The organism is Aliiroseovarius sp. PTFE2010, from assembly GCF_049943335.1.
Lineage (GTDB): Bacteria > Pseudomonadota > Alphaproteobacteria > Rhodobacterales > Rhodobacteraceae > JBNFVY01.
In genome coordinates, this window is record NZ_JBNFVY010000012.1 from 26300 (window position 1) to 39785 (window position 13486).

General features: G+C 65.3%; 10 protein-coding genes. 6 read left to right on the forward strand and 4 right to left on the reverse strand.

Annotated elements, in window-relative coordinates; genetic code table 11:
- Positions 1 to 9: 9 nt before the first annotated feature.
- The 3 genes from ACP2AV_RS13645 to ACP2AV_RS13655 are packed head-to-tail and all read left to right on the forward strand — an operon-like array spanning position 10 to position 3265.
- Positions 10 to 1014, forward strand: coding sequence for an ABC transporter ATP-binding protein (locus ACP2AV_RS13645; protein ID WP_426373322.1), 1005 nt, complete (start codon positions 10 to 12; stop codon positions 1012 to 1014).
- Positions 1011 to 1784, forward strand: a complete 774-nt coding sequence (locus ACP2AV_RS13650; protein ID WP_426373324.1) for an L-iditol 2-dehydrogenase — start codon at positions 1011 to 1013, stop codon at positions 1782 to 1784. The genes ACP2AV_RS13645 and ACP2AV_RS13650 overlap by 4 nt, the downstream gene beginning before the upstream one ends.
- Positions 1784 to 3265 (forward strand): mannitol dehydrogenase family protein, encoded by a 1482-nt coding sequence (locus ACP2AV_RS13655; protein ID WP_426373326.1) that lies wholly within the window; start codon positions 1784 to 1786, stop codon positions 3263 to 3265. Before ACP2AV_RS13650 ends, ACP2AV_RS13655 begins: the two co-directional genes overlap by 1 nt.
- On the opposite strand, the gene ACP2AV_RS13660 is transcribed toward ACP2AV_RS13655, so the two are convergent.
- Positions 3247 to 4806: a class I adenylate-forming enzyme family protein gene (locus tag ACP2AV_RS13660; RefSeq protein WP_426373327.1), complete on the reverse strand. Its 1560-nt coding sequence runs from the start codon at positions 4804 to 4806 to the stop codon at positions 3247 to 3249. The genes ACP2AV_RS13655 and ACP2AV_RS13660 overlap by 19 nt on opposite strands.
- Positions 4807 to 5088: 282 nt before the next feature.
- On the opposite strand from ACP2AV_RS13660, the gene ACP2AV_RS13665 reads away from it, so the two are divergent.
- Together ACP2AV_RS13665 and argF are read left to right on the forward strand one after the other, a co-directional pair.
- A complete protein-coding gene (locus ACP2AV_RS13665) occupies positions 5089 to 6270 on the forward strand; it encodes an aspartate aminotransferase family protein (RefSeq protein ID WP_426373329.1) in 1182 nt (393 codons plus the stop codon).
- Positions 6267 to 7193, forward strand: coding sequence for an ornithine carbamoyltransferase (gene argF, locus ACP2AV_RS13670; RefSeq protein WP_426373330.1), 927 nt, complete (start codon positions 6267 to 6269; stop codon positions 7191 to 7193). Before ACP2AV_RS13665 ends, argF begins: the two co-directional genes overlap by 4 nt.
- A 48-nt stretch (positions 7194 to 7241) precedes the next feature.
- Here the strand turns inward: argF and ACP2AV_RS13675 are convergent, their stop codons facing one another.
- Both ACP2AV_RS13675 and ACP2AV_RS13680 read right to left on the reverse strand, forming a co-directional pair.
- Positions 7242 to 8717 (reverse strand): inorganic phosphate transporter, encoded by a 1476-nt coding sequence (locus ACP2AV_RS13675; RefSeq protein WP_426373331.1) that lies wholly within the window; start codon positions 8715 to 8717, stop codon positions 7242 to 7244.
- Positions 8718 to 8790: 73 nt separating this feature from the next.
- Positions 8791 to 9255: an NUDIX hydrolase gene (locus tag ACP2AV_RS13680; protein WP_426373332.1), complete on the reverse strand. Its 465-nt coding sequence runs from the start codon at positions 9253 to 9255 to the stop codon at positions 8791 to 8793.
- Positions 9256 to 9407: 152 nt separating this feature from the next.
- Between ACP2AV_RS13680 and gndA the strand changes: the two genes are divergently transcribed.
- Positions 9408 to 10811, forward strand: coding sequence for an NADP-dependent phosphogluconate dehydrogenase (gene gndA / locus ACP2AV_RS13685; protein WP_426373333.1), 1404 nt, complete (start codon positions 9408 to 9410; stop codon positions 10809 to 10811).
- Positions 10812 to 10874: 63 nt separating this feature from the next.
- Here gndA and hrpB read toward each other — a convergent pair whose 3' ends face one another.
- Positions 10875 to 13346, reverse strand: a complete 2472-nt coding sequence (gene hrpB, locus ACP2AV_RS13690; RefSeq protein WP_426373334.1) for an ATP-dependent helicase HrpB — start codon at positions 13344 to 13346, stop codon at positions 10875 to 10877.
- Positions 13347 to 13486: the final 140 nt, after the last annotated feature.

Genomic DNA, 13486 nt, shown 5'->3' on the forward strand with positions numbered 1-13486 from the left:
AGAACGCACATGGGACGCATAACGCTCGATAAGGTGCGCAAGGCTTTTGGCGAAATCGAAGTCATTCCACCGCTGGACCTGACCATCGAAGACGGAGAGTTCGTTGTCTTCGTCGGGCCGTCGGGATGCGGGAAATCCACGCTGCTGCGACTGATCGCGGGGCTAGAAGATGTCTCGGGCGGGGAAATCCGCATCAATGGGAAAGATGCCACCAACGTGCCGCCCGCCAAGCGCGGCTTGGCGATGGTGTTCCAGAGCTATGCGCTCTACCCCCACATGTCCGTGCGCAAGAACATCGCCTTTCCCATGAAAATGGCCGGTGTGCCGCAGGACGAACAGGACAAGCGCATTGCCGCGGCGGCGGCGGCGCTGAACCTGACCGATTACCTGGATCGCCGCCCCGGCCAGTTGTCGGGCGGGCAGCGTCAGCGCGTGGCCATCGGGCGCGCCATCGTGCGCGAACCTGACGCCTTTCTGTTTGACGAACCGCTGTCCAATCTTGATGCCGCCCTGCGGGTTGGCATGCGCATGGAAATCAGCGAACTGCACAAAAAGCTGGCCACAACGATGGTCTATGTCACCCACGACCAGGTCGAAGCGATGACCATGGCCGACAAGATCGTGGTGCTTCATGCCGGCGTGATCGAACAGGTCGGCAGCCCGCTTGATCTCTATCGTGCCCCGCGCAACAAATTCGTGGCCGGGTTCATCGGCTCGCCCAAGATGAATTTCATCGAAGGCGCCGAAGCCGCCAAGCACGGCGCGCATAGCGTTGGCGTGCGCCCTGAACATCTGGCCGCCTCGCCCAGCGAAGGCACCTGGAAAGGCACGGTCGGGGTCAGTGAACACCTTGGATCGGACACGTTCCTGCATATCCACGACACCGGCCTTGCTGACACGATCACGGTGCGGGTGGGGGGCGAATTTGGGCTCCATCACGGTGACACGGTGTATCTCACGCCCCAGCTCGACAAGATCCACAAATTCCAGGCTGACGGGCTGCGGATCGAATGAACCGCCTTGCCGGGAAAACGGCACTGATCACCGGTGCGGCCCGCGGGATCGGGCGGGCCTTTGCACGGGCCTACGTGGGCGAAGGCGCACGGGTGGCCATTGCCGATATCGACCACGCTGGCGCGCAATCTGCAGCCGGCGAACTGGGAAATGGCGCCATCGCGGTGCCCTTCGATGTGACCGATCCGGCCAGCATTGATGCGGGCCTGGCGCAGGTGGCCGGCACGTTCGGCGGCGTCGATATCCTGATCAACAACGCGGCGATCTTTACCGCCGCCCCCATCACCGCGATCACGCGCGACGATTACGCGCGCTGCTTTGACATCAACGTGGCGGGCACGCTGTTCACCCTGCAAGCCGTGGCCAAACACATGATTGCGCGCGGGCAGGGCGGCAAGATCATCAACATGGCCAGCCAGGCCGGTCGGCGCGGCGAACCGCTGGTGGCGGTCTATTGCGCGTCCAAGGCGGCGGTGATCAGCCTGACCCAGTCGGCAGGGCTGAACCTGATCGAACACGGCATCAACGTGAACGCCATCGCGCCGGGCGTGGTCGATGGCGACCACTGGGACGACGTCGATGCCTTTTTCGCGAAATTCGAAGGCAAGCCCTTGGGGCAAAAGAAAAAAGAGGTCGGTGAAAGCGTCCCCTATGGCCGGATGGGCCGGGCCGATGATCTGACCGGCATGGCGGTGTTCCTGGCCTCGGACGATGCCGATTACATCGTCGCGCAAACCTATAACGTGGACGGCGGCCAATGGATGAGCTGATGACCCTCACGAACGCAACCCTGGCCGATCTGCCTGCTGGCGTGGATGTCCCGCGATACGACCGCAGCGCGCTGCGGGCCGGGATCGTGCACATTGGCCTGGGCAATTTTCACCGCGCACATCAGGCATGGTATCTGCACCGTCTGATGCAACAGGGCGCGGCGCTGGACTGGGCCATCGTGGGCGCCGGGGTGCGGGCCTATGATGCCGCGATGCGCGACAAGCTGGCAGCGCAGGACTATTTGACCACCCTGATCGAACTTGATCCAGCTGGCACTTCGGCCGAGGTCAGCGGCGCGATGATCGACTATGTGCCAATTGCCGATGGCAACGGCCCGCTGATCGCGCGCATGGCCCAGCCTGACATTCGAATTGTGTCGCTGACCGTCACTGAAGGCGGCTATTTCATCGACCCTGCCACCAAAGGGTTTGACGCCAGCCATCCCGAGATCCGGCACGATGGCGCCAACCCCGGCGCCCCCCGTACCGCCTTTGGCGCGATCATCGCGGCGCTGAAGCTGCGCCGCGCAGCCGGCACCGGGCCGTTTACCGTGCAATCCAGTGACAACCTGCAAAACAACGGGGCCATCGCCCGGCAGACCGTGGTGTCGCTGGCCCGCCTGTCCGATCCCGCGCTTGCCGCCTGGATCGACGGGGCCTGCTCCTTTCCCAATTCCATGGTCGATTGCATCGTGCCTGCGACCGGACCCAAGGAACTGGCCTTGGCCCGGGATCTGGGCATCCCGGACGCCGCGCCGGTGACGCATGAAAACTTTCGCCAATGGGTGATCGAAGACGATTTCTGCGCCGGTCGCCCCGACTGGGACAAGGTCGGCGCGACCTTTTCGGACCGCGTCCACGATTACGAGGTGATGAAGCTGCGCATCCTGAACGCCGGGCATCAGGTGGTCGCGAACGCGGGCGAGCTGCTGGGCATGACCACGATCTCAGACGCCGCGACACACCCCAGGGTTGGCGCCTTTTTTCAAAAGGTGGCGACGCAGGAAATTGTGCCGCAAGTTAACAAAGTGCCCGGAATGTCGCCGGTTGAATATGTTGATTTGATCCGCCGGCGGTTTTCGAACCCCGCCATCGTGGACACGGTTCGGCGCGTGGCCTTTGATGGCTCGTCCCGGCATCCCGGCTTCGTTCTGCCCAGCGTGGTCGATGCCCTGGCCGCAAACGGCGCGGTTTCGGGGCTTGCGCTGGTCGAAGCGGCCTGGGCGCGCATGTGCGAAGGCACCCGCGAAGACGGCAGCACGATTGCGCCGAACGATCCGTTCTGGGGTGATCTCAACGCGGCCGCCATCGCCGCCAAGCGCGACCCGCAAGCCTGGCTGGCGATGCGCCAGACCTATGGCGATCTGGGCCAGGACCCGCGCTTTGCCGATGCGTTCTGTGCCTGGCTGTCCCTGATCTGGGCTGACGGAATCGAAGCTGCGATTGACCGTTACCTGGCCGATCAGGCGCCATCCCAATAAGGGGCGCGCAACGCGCGCTTCAGAACCTTACCAATCGACGACCGGGGCAGATCAGCGCGGGATTCCAGCGCACTAATACGGTGCGATTTGCCAAGTTTGGCATTGGCATCGGTCAAAATAGCATCCAAATCGCGCGCATTCTTGCGCAGGACGACCAGCCCCAACGGGGTTTCGCCCCAGGTATCGGACGGCACAGCAATCACCGCGGCGTCGGTGACATCGGGGTCGCCCAGCAGCACCTGTTCCAGATCGTCGGCATAGATGTTCAACCCGCCCGAAATGATCATGTCTTTCTTGCGGTCTGACAGAACCAGAAACCCGTCTTCGTCCAGCCACCCCATGTCCCCCGAGCGAAAGAACACGCGGCCCTGATCGTCGTGCCACACATAGTCTTCGCTCAGATCGTCCCGGCCGAAATAGCCCGACATCATGGTGGCCGAGCGCCCGACGATTTCGCCGATCTCGCCCGGGGCGACTTCGGCGTCATCGGGGCCGATGAACTTCAGCTCGCTCTGGGGTGCAGGCTGGCCGACCGTGTGCAGTTTGGTTGGGGTTTCGCTGGCGTGCAGCACGGTGGACGCGCCGCCTTCGGTCAAGCCGTAGTATTCCACCAAACGGCCGGGAAAGCGCGCCAGCACGTCCCGTTTCACATCCGCCCGCAACGGCGCGGATGTCGAAAGTTTCACCCGCACCGACGACAGGTCGAACCGGTCGAAATCGGGCACCTCCATGATGCGCTTGTACTGCACCGGCACCAGCATGGCGTGGGTGATCCTTTCGCGCGCGATGATGTCCAGCGCCCCGCGCGCATCGAACTTGCGCATGAGATGCACCGCGCCGCCCCCGGCCAGTGCGGGCAGAAAGGCCACGATGGTGGTGTTGGAATAAAGCGGCGTGGACAGCAGCGTGATCGCCGTTTCGTCATAGCCTGACGGCGCGCGCCGGTCTTGCTGGACGGCGCGCATCCAGTGGTTGTGCAAGATGCCCTTGGGTGTGCCGGTGGTGCCAGAGGAATAGATGATATTGAACGGATCGTCCCAGGCGATGGGCACCATCGGATCGCTCTGGGATGCGCCGGCCAACAGCGTATCATAGGATTGCCAGCCCTGCGCATCGAAGTCGATCGCCACCCGCACGATGTCCAGCCGGTCGATGAAAGGGGCGGCCAGATCGCGGTATTGTTCGGCCACAAAGATCATCTTGGACCCGCTGTCGCGCACCATTTTTTCCAACGCCGCGCCCGGGGCCATGGTGGAAAGCGGCACCATGCAGGCCCCGGCGCGCAGCGTGCCCATGAACACCTCGGCGTAGTCAGCGCTGTTGGGCGACAGGGCCGCCACGCGCGCGCCCTTGCCGACCCCCAGGTCGATCAGCGCGTTCGCCACGCGATTGATGCGCGCGTCGAACTGGGCCCATGTCAGGCGCCGGTCGTCGCAGACCACGGCCTCGGCGGCGGGGTTGCGCCTGGCGGCAGCGCGGACCAGATCGACGACGTTCTGGGCCGGTGTGACGGCGGGCGTGGCGGGGGTTATCGGGGCCATGATGTTCCTCCTGCGGTATGGTTTCGCACCGCCGCCCGCTTGTCCAGCGCACATCCTTCTTTGCAGATGGCTTCTTTACAGACGGGCAGTCGGGGCGTATCAGCCCCAGCATGAACGGACCGGCCATATATTTGCCTACCCGACGTCTGCGCCGACGCGCCTGACGCCGTTCACCCGTGCCTTCGGGGCACACCCTACTCAAATCACCTGTTGAATTGTTGACATGAAGCCCCGCCACGTTGCACCCATGGGGCTTCCCGATCCCGCAAAGGACCTTGCGCCATGATCACCACCGTTTTGCCGACCTATAATCGGGCCCCCCTGTCCTTCGTCAAAGGCGAAGGCAGCTGGTTGGTGGAAGCGGACGGGCGCCGATTTCTGGACCTCGGCGCAGGGATCGCGGTGAACGCATTGGGCCATGCGAACCCCGATCTGGTTGCGGTGCTCAAGGATCAGGCCGACACGCTGTGGCATGTCTCGAATCTGTACAAGATCCCGCAGCAACAGGCCTTGGCCGACAAGCTGGTGGACGAAACATTTGCCGACACCTGCTTTTTCACCAATTCGGGCACCGAAGCGGGTGAACTGGCGATCAAGATGGCGCGCAAGTACTGGTCGGACAAAGGCCAACCGGACAAGATCGAGATCATCACCTTCGAAGGCTGTTTTCACGGCCGCTCCACCGGTGCCATTGCGGCATCGGGGTCGGAAAAGATGACCAAGGGCTTTGGGCCGCTGATGCCCGGCTTTGTGCATCTGCCGTGGGGCGATCACGACGCGCTGCGCGCCGCCGTGGGCGAAAAGACCGCGGCAATCATGATCGAACCGATCCAGGGCGAAGGCGGTATCCGCACCGTGCCCGATCAGTGCCTGAAAGGCCTGCGCGATCTGTGCGATGAAAATGGCATCTTGCTGATTTTCGACGAAGTCCAGACCGGCGTCGGCCGGACCGGCAAGCTGTTCGCGCATGAATGGGCGGGCGTATCGCCCGACATCATGATGGTGGCCAAGGGCATCGGCGGGGGCTTTCCGCTGGGCGCGGTTCTGGCCACCGAAGACGCGGCCAGTGGCATGGTCGCGGGCACCCATGGCAGCACCTATGGCGGCAACCCGCTGGGCTGCGCGGTGGGGCTGAAGGTGATGCAGATCGTCGCCGATCCCGCCTTTCTGGCCGACGTAAACCGCAAGGGCGCGCTTTTGCGCCAGAAACTCGAAGGGTTGGTGGCCAGCCATCCGGATGTATTCGAAGCGGTGCGCGGGACCGGCCTGATGCTGGGGCTGAAATGCAAGGTCGCACCGGGCGATCTGGTGACCAGGGGCTATGACCAGAACGTGTTGACCGTGCCGGCCGCCGACAACGTGGCGCGCCTGCTGCCTGCCCTGACGATAACCGATGACGAAATCTCCGAAGCTGTCGCACGGATCGACGCGGCGGCCTCGGCGCTAGAAAGCGAAACGACATGAGACATTTTCTGGATATCCACACCACCACGCCGGACGATCTGCGCGCGATCATCGACACCGCCAAATCGGTGAAAAAGGCCCGCGAAGGGCAACCCAAGGCCGCGCTCGATGCCGAGCAGCCCTTGGCGGACCGTATGGTGGCGCTGATCTTTGAAAAACCGTCCACCCGCACCCGGGTCAGCTTTGACGTTGGCGTGCGCCAGATGGGCGGGCAGACCATGGTCTTGTCAGGCGCTGACATGCAGTTGGGCCACGGTGAAACCATCGCCGACACGGCGCGCGTCCTGTCGCGCTATGTCGACATGATCATGATCCGCACGTTCGAAGAATCGACCCTGCACGAGATGGCCGAATACGCCAGTGTGCCGGTCATCAACGGGCTGACCAACCGGACCCATCCCTGCCAGATCATGGCCGACATCCAGACCTTTGAAGAGCATCGCGGCCCGATCGCGGGCAAAAAGGTGGTCTGGTGCGGCGACGGCAACAATGTCTGCGCATCCTTTATCCACGCCGCCGGGCAGTTCGGGTTCGACCTGACCTTTGCGGGGCCGCCGCCGCTCGATCCCGAGCGCGGGTTTATCGAAGAGGCCCGCGCCAAGGGCGCCACGATCGAAATCGTGCGTGACGCGCAAGAGGCCGTGAAGAACGCCGACCTGGTCGTGACCGATACCTGGCTGTCGATGCATGACAGCCAAAGCGCGCGCGAGCGGCGCCACAACATGTTGCGCCCCTACCGGGTGGATCGCAAGCTTATGGGGCATGCCAACAAGGACGCGATTTTCATGCATTGCCTGCCCGCCCATCGCGGCGAAGAGGTCAGCAACGCGGTCATGGATGGCCCGCAGTCTGTGATCTTTGACGAAGCTGAAAACCGCCTGCACGCGCAAAAGGCGATCATGCGCTGGTGCGTCGAAGGCTGACGGGGTTCAACGCCCTGACCACCCGGCGCGCGCCCCGGTGCGCCCCGGTCACACGAACAGCGCGTTCAGCACCACAAAGATCACACCCGACAGCAGCGCGGCCGCCGGCACCGTTATGATCCAGGCCGCCACGATCGTCAGGAAATGCGACCGGCGCACCAGCTTGCGGCGCCGGCGCTCTTCGGGGGCGATTCGCTTGCCGGGATGGCGGCGCGACCGGCTCTCGCGGGCGCGTTTTTCGGCGTGCCATTCGCGAAAGAAGCCCACGCCGAACACGCCGCCAACAGCGATGTGGGTCGAACTGACCGGCAGGCCCAACCAACTGGCCACGATCACCGTGATCGCCGCCGACAGCGCGACGCAATAGGCGCGCATCGGGTTCAGCTTGGTGATCTGGCCGCCGACCATTCGGATCAGCTTGGGGCCGAAGAGCATCAGGCCAAAGGAAATGCCGAACGCGCCGATGACCATCACCCACATCGGGATGTTCACCTCGCCCGCGAATCCGCCGAATTCACCGGCATGCACGATGGCGGCCAGCGGGCCCACCGCGTTCGCCACATCATTGGCGCCGTGCGCAAAGCTGAGCAGCGCCGCCGAGATCACCAGCGGGATGGCGAACAGCGCCTTGAGCGATTTGTTCCGGTTTTCCATCCCTTCGGACTGGCGCCGGATCAGCGGCACGGAAATGGCCCAGAACACAACGGCGGCGCCCAGCCCGATCAGCAGCGCCAGGTCCAGTTCGACCGAGACGATTTTCTTCAGCCCCTTGACCGCCAGGTACGAGGTGAACGCCCCGGCCATGATCCCGATCAGCACCGGCACCCAGCGCCGCGCGGCCGCGATCTTGTCGTCGACATAGATGATCCGCGCCTTGATAAAGGCCAGGAATGCCGCCGCGATCACCCCGCCCAGCACCGGCGAGATGACCCAGCTGGCCGCGATCTTGCCCATCGACGGCCAGTTGACCGCCGTCAGACCGGCCGCGGCAATGCCCGCCCCCATGACCCCGCCGACCACGGAATGGGTCGTGGACACGGGCGCGCCGACCCAGGTTGCCAGGTTCACCCACAGCGCGGATGAAATCAGCGCCGCCATCATCGCCCAGATGAACACGTTTTCATTCTGGACCGACGCTGGATCGATGATGCCTTTGGATATGGTGGACACAACGTCGCCGCCCGCCAACAGGGCCCCCGCGCTTTCGCAGATCGCGGCGATCACGATCGCCCCGCCCAGCGTCAGCGCATTCGCGCCCACGGCCGGCCCCATGTTGTTGGCCACGTCGTTCGCGCCGATGTTCAGCGCCATGTAGGCCCCGACAATGGCCGCCGCAACGACGATCATGTTGCTTTGCCCTGCGCCAAACAACAGCCCGGCGCCCAGACCCGCCAGCACCAGGAACGCCAGCGCGATACCCAGCCCGACCATCGGGCGCGCGATGTAATGAGCCGCATATTCCAAGTGGCCGATCCGCCCGAGATCCTTGTCGAGCGTTTTCCACTGGCGATTGTTGTCGGTCATGCGGCCTCCGTCGTGCAACGGTCACATCGTCGTTACACTTCGGCAGGGGGGGTAGCGTCTTTGCTCGGCTGGATCAATCTTGGATTTCGCGAAGCAGGCGTTTCAGGCCCGGTTCGCGGACCATGTCCACCGCGCGGTCGATTTCGACCCACTTGCGCTTGCGTTCCTTGGCTTCGGGGAAATCGTCGGCAACCTTGCGCACTTCCAGAGGGAAAACGTCGGCTTCGACGGGCAGGGGCAGGCCATCGTCCAACACCTTGTGATAGCCAAAACTGCCAAGCGGTTCCGAGGCGATATGGCCACGTTTGACCCCCGCTTCTTCCCAGGCTTCCAGTTCCGCTGATGCCGCCGCCGAAAGCCCGTCTTCGTGCCAGCCCTTTGGCAAGATCCAGCGCCCTGTGCCGCGCGATGTGACCAGCAGGACTTCGCGTTTGCCGTTCTTGTCCCGATAACACAACGCCGCCACCTGCCGCGCCGACGGGCGGCGTACCATGGGCGACAAATAGCTTTCCCAGACCTTTTTCAGTATCTCGTTCACGATGAAACCGCCTAGATTATTCTTTTTTTTATTTTGCACAGTTTAGCTTAACAAGTTGTAAACTGCAACTTATCCACAGGGCATGGGTTGCGGTGTGTCATCGCTGCGTTAACTTGGCGACAGCACGCAAGGAAAAGCACAATGGCGCTAACATGGCACGAATAGGGTTGTACGGGCTGGGGGTGATGGGCGCGAACCTGGCCCTGAACATTGCCGATAGCGGGTTCGATGTGGCGGTGTCGAACCGCTCGCAGGATGCGATTGACCGGTTCGCCGATATGGCCGCGGCGCAGGGCCTGGCGGGGCGCGTTGTGGCCCAGCCCGATCTGGCCGCCCTGGTGGGCGCGCTCGATCAGCCGCGCTCGGTCATCGTCATGGTCGCCGCCAGCGCGGTAGACGCGGTGATCGCAGATCTTGCGCCGCTCTTGTCGCAAGGCGATACGATCATCGACGCGGGCAATGCCAATTTCCACGACACGCGCCGGCGCGAGGGCGCGATGCGCGAGCGCGGTTTGCACTTTATCGGCATGGGCGTGTCGGGGGGCGAAGAGGGCGCGCGCCACGGGCCATCCATCATGGTTGGCGGCGCCAAAGCCAGTTATGCCCCGATCCGCGATATCATCGAAGCGATCAGCGCCAAGTACCAGGGCCAGCCCTGCGCCGCCCATCTGGGCCCCGATGGCGCGGGCCATTTCGTCAAGACCGTGCATAACGGCATCGAATACGCCGATATGCAGATCATTGCGGAAGTCTACGGCCTTTTGCGCGATGGCGCCGGCTGGCCCCCTGCGCGCATCGGCCAGCTGTTTGAACGGTGGAACAAAGGGCCGCTGCAAAGCTATCTGATCGAAATCACCGGCAAGGTGCTGCAGGCCACAGACCCGGCCACCGGCGGGCCGGTCGTGGATGTGATCGTGGATGCGGCGGGCCAGAAAGGCACCGGCCGCTGGACCGTGATCGAAGCGCTGTCTCTGGGCCAGTCGGCCTCCAGCATCGAAGCGGCCGTGGCCGCGCGCAGCTGGTCGGCCCTGCGCCGCGCGCGCGCCCATGGGCAAGAGCTGTTTGGCGCGATCGAGCCCGGTGACATTCCCGGCGAAGAGGCGCTTGAGCAAGCCCTGCTGGCCGCCAAGGTCATCGCCTATTCCCAGGGGTTTTCGCTGCTTCAGGCGGCGTCGGACGAATACGGCTGGTCGCTGGATCTGGCGCGCTGCGCTGAAATATGGCGCGCCGGCTGCATCATCCGATCGGCGCTGCTGGACGATATGGCCAACGCCGTGCGCGACGGGCTGCCCGAAGGCCAGTTGATCTTTGCCCCGTCCTTTGGCGACGCGATGCAGACCGGGGCGCGCGCGCTGCGCAGCGTGGTCTCTGGCGCCGCGCTCAAGGGGCTGCCGGTGCCCGCCTTTTCGGGCGCCCTGGCGTTTTTCGACACCATGCGGCAGGCGCGCGGATCGGCCAACCTGATCCAGGCCCAGCGCGACTTTTTCGGCGCCCACGGCTTTGTGCGGCTGGATGACGCCCGCCGCGATCAGCATGGGCCCTGGGGTCAGGGCTGAGGGAGAGCAGGGCCTGAGGGAGCGGGGCCGACGATTGCGGGCTTGAGTGTTGCGGGCTGATCGCTATTTGCGCGGTTTGGCCCGCAGGGTCGGATCGGCCTGCGTCGGATCTTCGGGCCAGGGGTGCTTGGGGTAGCGTCCGCGCATATCCTTGCGCACATCCGCATAAGACGTCTTCCAGAACCCCGGCAGGTCCATGGTGGTCTGCACGGGGCGGTGCGCCGGTGAGGTCAGCGTCACCCGCAGCGGCGTGTGCGCGGGGCCCACGGTGGGGTGGGTGGATGTGCCGAACATCTCTTGGATGCGGGCGGTAATCTGCGGGTGCTCGCCTGCGTAGTCGATCGGGATTTCGCGGCCCAGCGGCGTGGTGAACCGGGCCGGGACGGCAGCGTCCAGCGCCTGCATCTGGGCATAATCCAGCCGTGCGCGCAGGGCCGGTAGCAGATCAAAGACCTTCCACTGGGCCGCGGTCTTGATATTGCCCAGAAACGGCAGCAGCCAGTCTTCGGCGCGTTCAAGGAGGGCGGTTTCGGACATGTCCGGGTACCCTTCGCCCATCAGCGCCACGCGCGCGCAAAACCGGCGCGCCGCGTTCGACATCGGCAGCCCCAGGGCACGCACCCCGTCCAGCATGGCGCGGGCCACCGCGTCATCGGGCGCGTCTTTCCATTGCCGGTCATCCAGAACCAGCGCGCCAAAGCGTTCCTGGCGGCGGGCCATGACGCGCCCTGCGCGCCCGTCCCATTCGCAGATGTCGTGCCAGCCGATCTGCGCGCCGAAAAGCCCGCGCAATTCGGCCTCGCTCAGCGCGCTGGCCTGGCGGATGCGCGCCTCGCGCGGGGCGCCGTCGGTATCGGTGACCACGATCAGCCGCTGCCCGGCCAGCGCATCGCTTTGGTCCATCACCGCGCCCTTGCCGCCCGATAGCAGGTAGCGCGCCTCGTCGCCCTTGCGGCGCAGGCCGATGCGGTCGGGATAGGCCAGAGCGGCCATTTCACCGGCGCTCATGGCGGGGGCATCGGGCAGAGTGCGCGCAAGGCGCTTGGCTTCGGCGCGAATGCGGTGCAGCGCGCCCGTGTTCGCGGTGCTGGCCCCATTTCCGGCCCCGTCGCTGGCCCCGCTTCGTCCCCCCCTGTCTGGGCGGGTGCCGTCACGCAGGGCGCGCAGGCGCAGCGACAGATCCACCCCGGCGCCGCGCAGCGGGTCGCGGTCGGCCAGCAGCGCGGCAAGCGGCGCCGCCTGGCGCCCGGCCACCGCCAGCATATGCCCCAGACGCGGGTGCAGCGGCAGGGCGGCCAGCTTGCGCCCGTGCGCGGTGATCGTGTGCCCGTCCAATGCGCCCAGCATGCCCAGCAGGGCGCGGGCTTCGGCAAAGGCGCCCTCGGGGGGTGGGGTCAGAAAGGGAAGCTGATCGGGGGTCGCGCCCCACAGCGCCAGCTCAAGCGCCAGGCTGGACAGATCGGCGGTTTCGATTTCGGGCGGGGCATAGGCACGAAGCGCGCCTTCTTCGCCGCGCGTCCACAACCGATAGCACACGCCTTCGGCCACACGTCCCGCGCGCCCGCGCCGCTGCTCGGCCTCGGCCCGGCTGACCCGTTCAGTCACCAGCCGTGACATGCCGCTGCCCGGATCGAACCGCGCCCGCCGCGCCAGCCCGCCGTCCACGACCACGCGAATATCTTCGATCGTCAGTGACGTTTCGGCAATCGATGTCGCCAGCACCACCTTGCGCCCGCGCGGCATCGGTGCAATCGCCGCGCGCTGCTTGTCGAACGCCATCGCCCCGAACAGCGGCCGCACCGCCACGTCATCGGGCAAGCGGCCGGCCAGGCTGGCCTCGACGCGGCGAATTTCGCGCTCGCCGGGCAAGAACACCAGAACGCCGCCGCTGTGTTCGCCGATGGCGCGCACCACCGCATCTGCTACCAGCCGCTCTTGGCGCGTGTCGCGCGCGGGCCGCGCCAGCCATTCGATCGCGACCGGAAACGCCCGCCCTTGCGAGGTGATCACCGGCGCATCGTCCAACATCGCGGCCACCGGTTCGGCGTCCAGCGTGGCCGACATCACCACGATGGCCAGATCTTCGCGCAGCGCGCCGCGCACCTCCCAGGCCAGCGCCAGACCCAGATCGCCGTTCAGCGAGCGTTCGTGGAATTCATCGAAGATCAGCACGCCGATCCCTTCAAGCCCCGGATCGCTCTGGATCATGCGGGTCAGGATACCTTCGGTCACCACTTCGATCCGTGTCGCTTTTGACACGCGCGCCTCGCCGCGCACCCGGTAGCCCACCGTTTTGCCCACCGGTTCGCCCAGCGTCTGGGCCATGCGCTCGGCGGCGGCGCGCGCCGCCAAACGGCGCGGCTCAAGCATCACGATCCGGCCCGCCGCGCCCGCGCGCAGCAACGCCAGAGGCACCCGCGTGGTCTTGCCCGCGCCGGGCGGCGCCTGCAAAACCGCGCGCCCATGCGTCTTGACCGCCGCGCAAAGGGCGCCAAGCACATCATCCACCGGCAGGATATCGGAAAACCCATCCATCCGCCGCGCATACCACGCCTTCTACGTCTGTGAAATATCCCCGCGCCAGGCCCGCCGCGCCAGCTTGGGTGCGCCCGGCCCAAGGCTGCGCGCCGCCGGTGTTCACAGAGATCCACAGGCAAAATGGCGCGCGGGCACGC

Coding starts and splice junctions, on each gene's coding strand:
- ACP2AV_RS13645 (WP_426373322.1), top strand. CDS start 10: ATGGGACGCATAACGCTCGATAAGGTGCGCAAGGCTTTTGGCGAAATC.
- ACP2AV_RS13650 (WP_426373324.1), top strand. CDS start 1,011: ATGAACCGCCTTGCCGGGAAAACGGCACTGATCACCGGTGCGGCCCGC.
- ACP2AV_RS13655 (WP_426373326.1), top strand. CDS start 1,784: ATGACCCTCACGAACGCAACCCTGGCCGATCTGCCTGCTGGCGTGGAT.
- ACP2AV_RS13660 (WP_426373327.1), bottom strand. CDS start 4,806: ATGGCCCCGATAACCCCCGCCACGCCCGCCGTCACACCGGCCCAGAAC.
- ACP2AV_RS13665 (WP_426373329.1), top strand. CDS start 5,089: ATGATCACCACCGTTTTGCCGACCTATAATCGGGCCCCCCTGTCCTTC.
- argF (WP_426373330.1), top strand. CDS start 6,267: ATGAGACATTTTCTGGATATCCACACCACCACGCCGGACGATCTGCGC.
- ACP2AV_RS13675 (WP_426373331.1), bottom strand. CDS start 8,717: ATGACCGACAACAATCGCCAGTGGAAAACGCTCGACAAGGATCTCGGG.
- gndA (WP_426373333.1), top strand. CDS start 9,408: ATGGCACGAATAGGGTTGTACGGGCTGGGGGTGATGGGCGCGAACCTG.
- hrpB (WP_426373334.1), bottom strand. CDS start 13,346: ATGGATGGGTTTTCCGATATCCTGCCGGTGGATGATGTGCTTGGCGCC.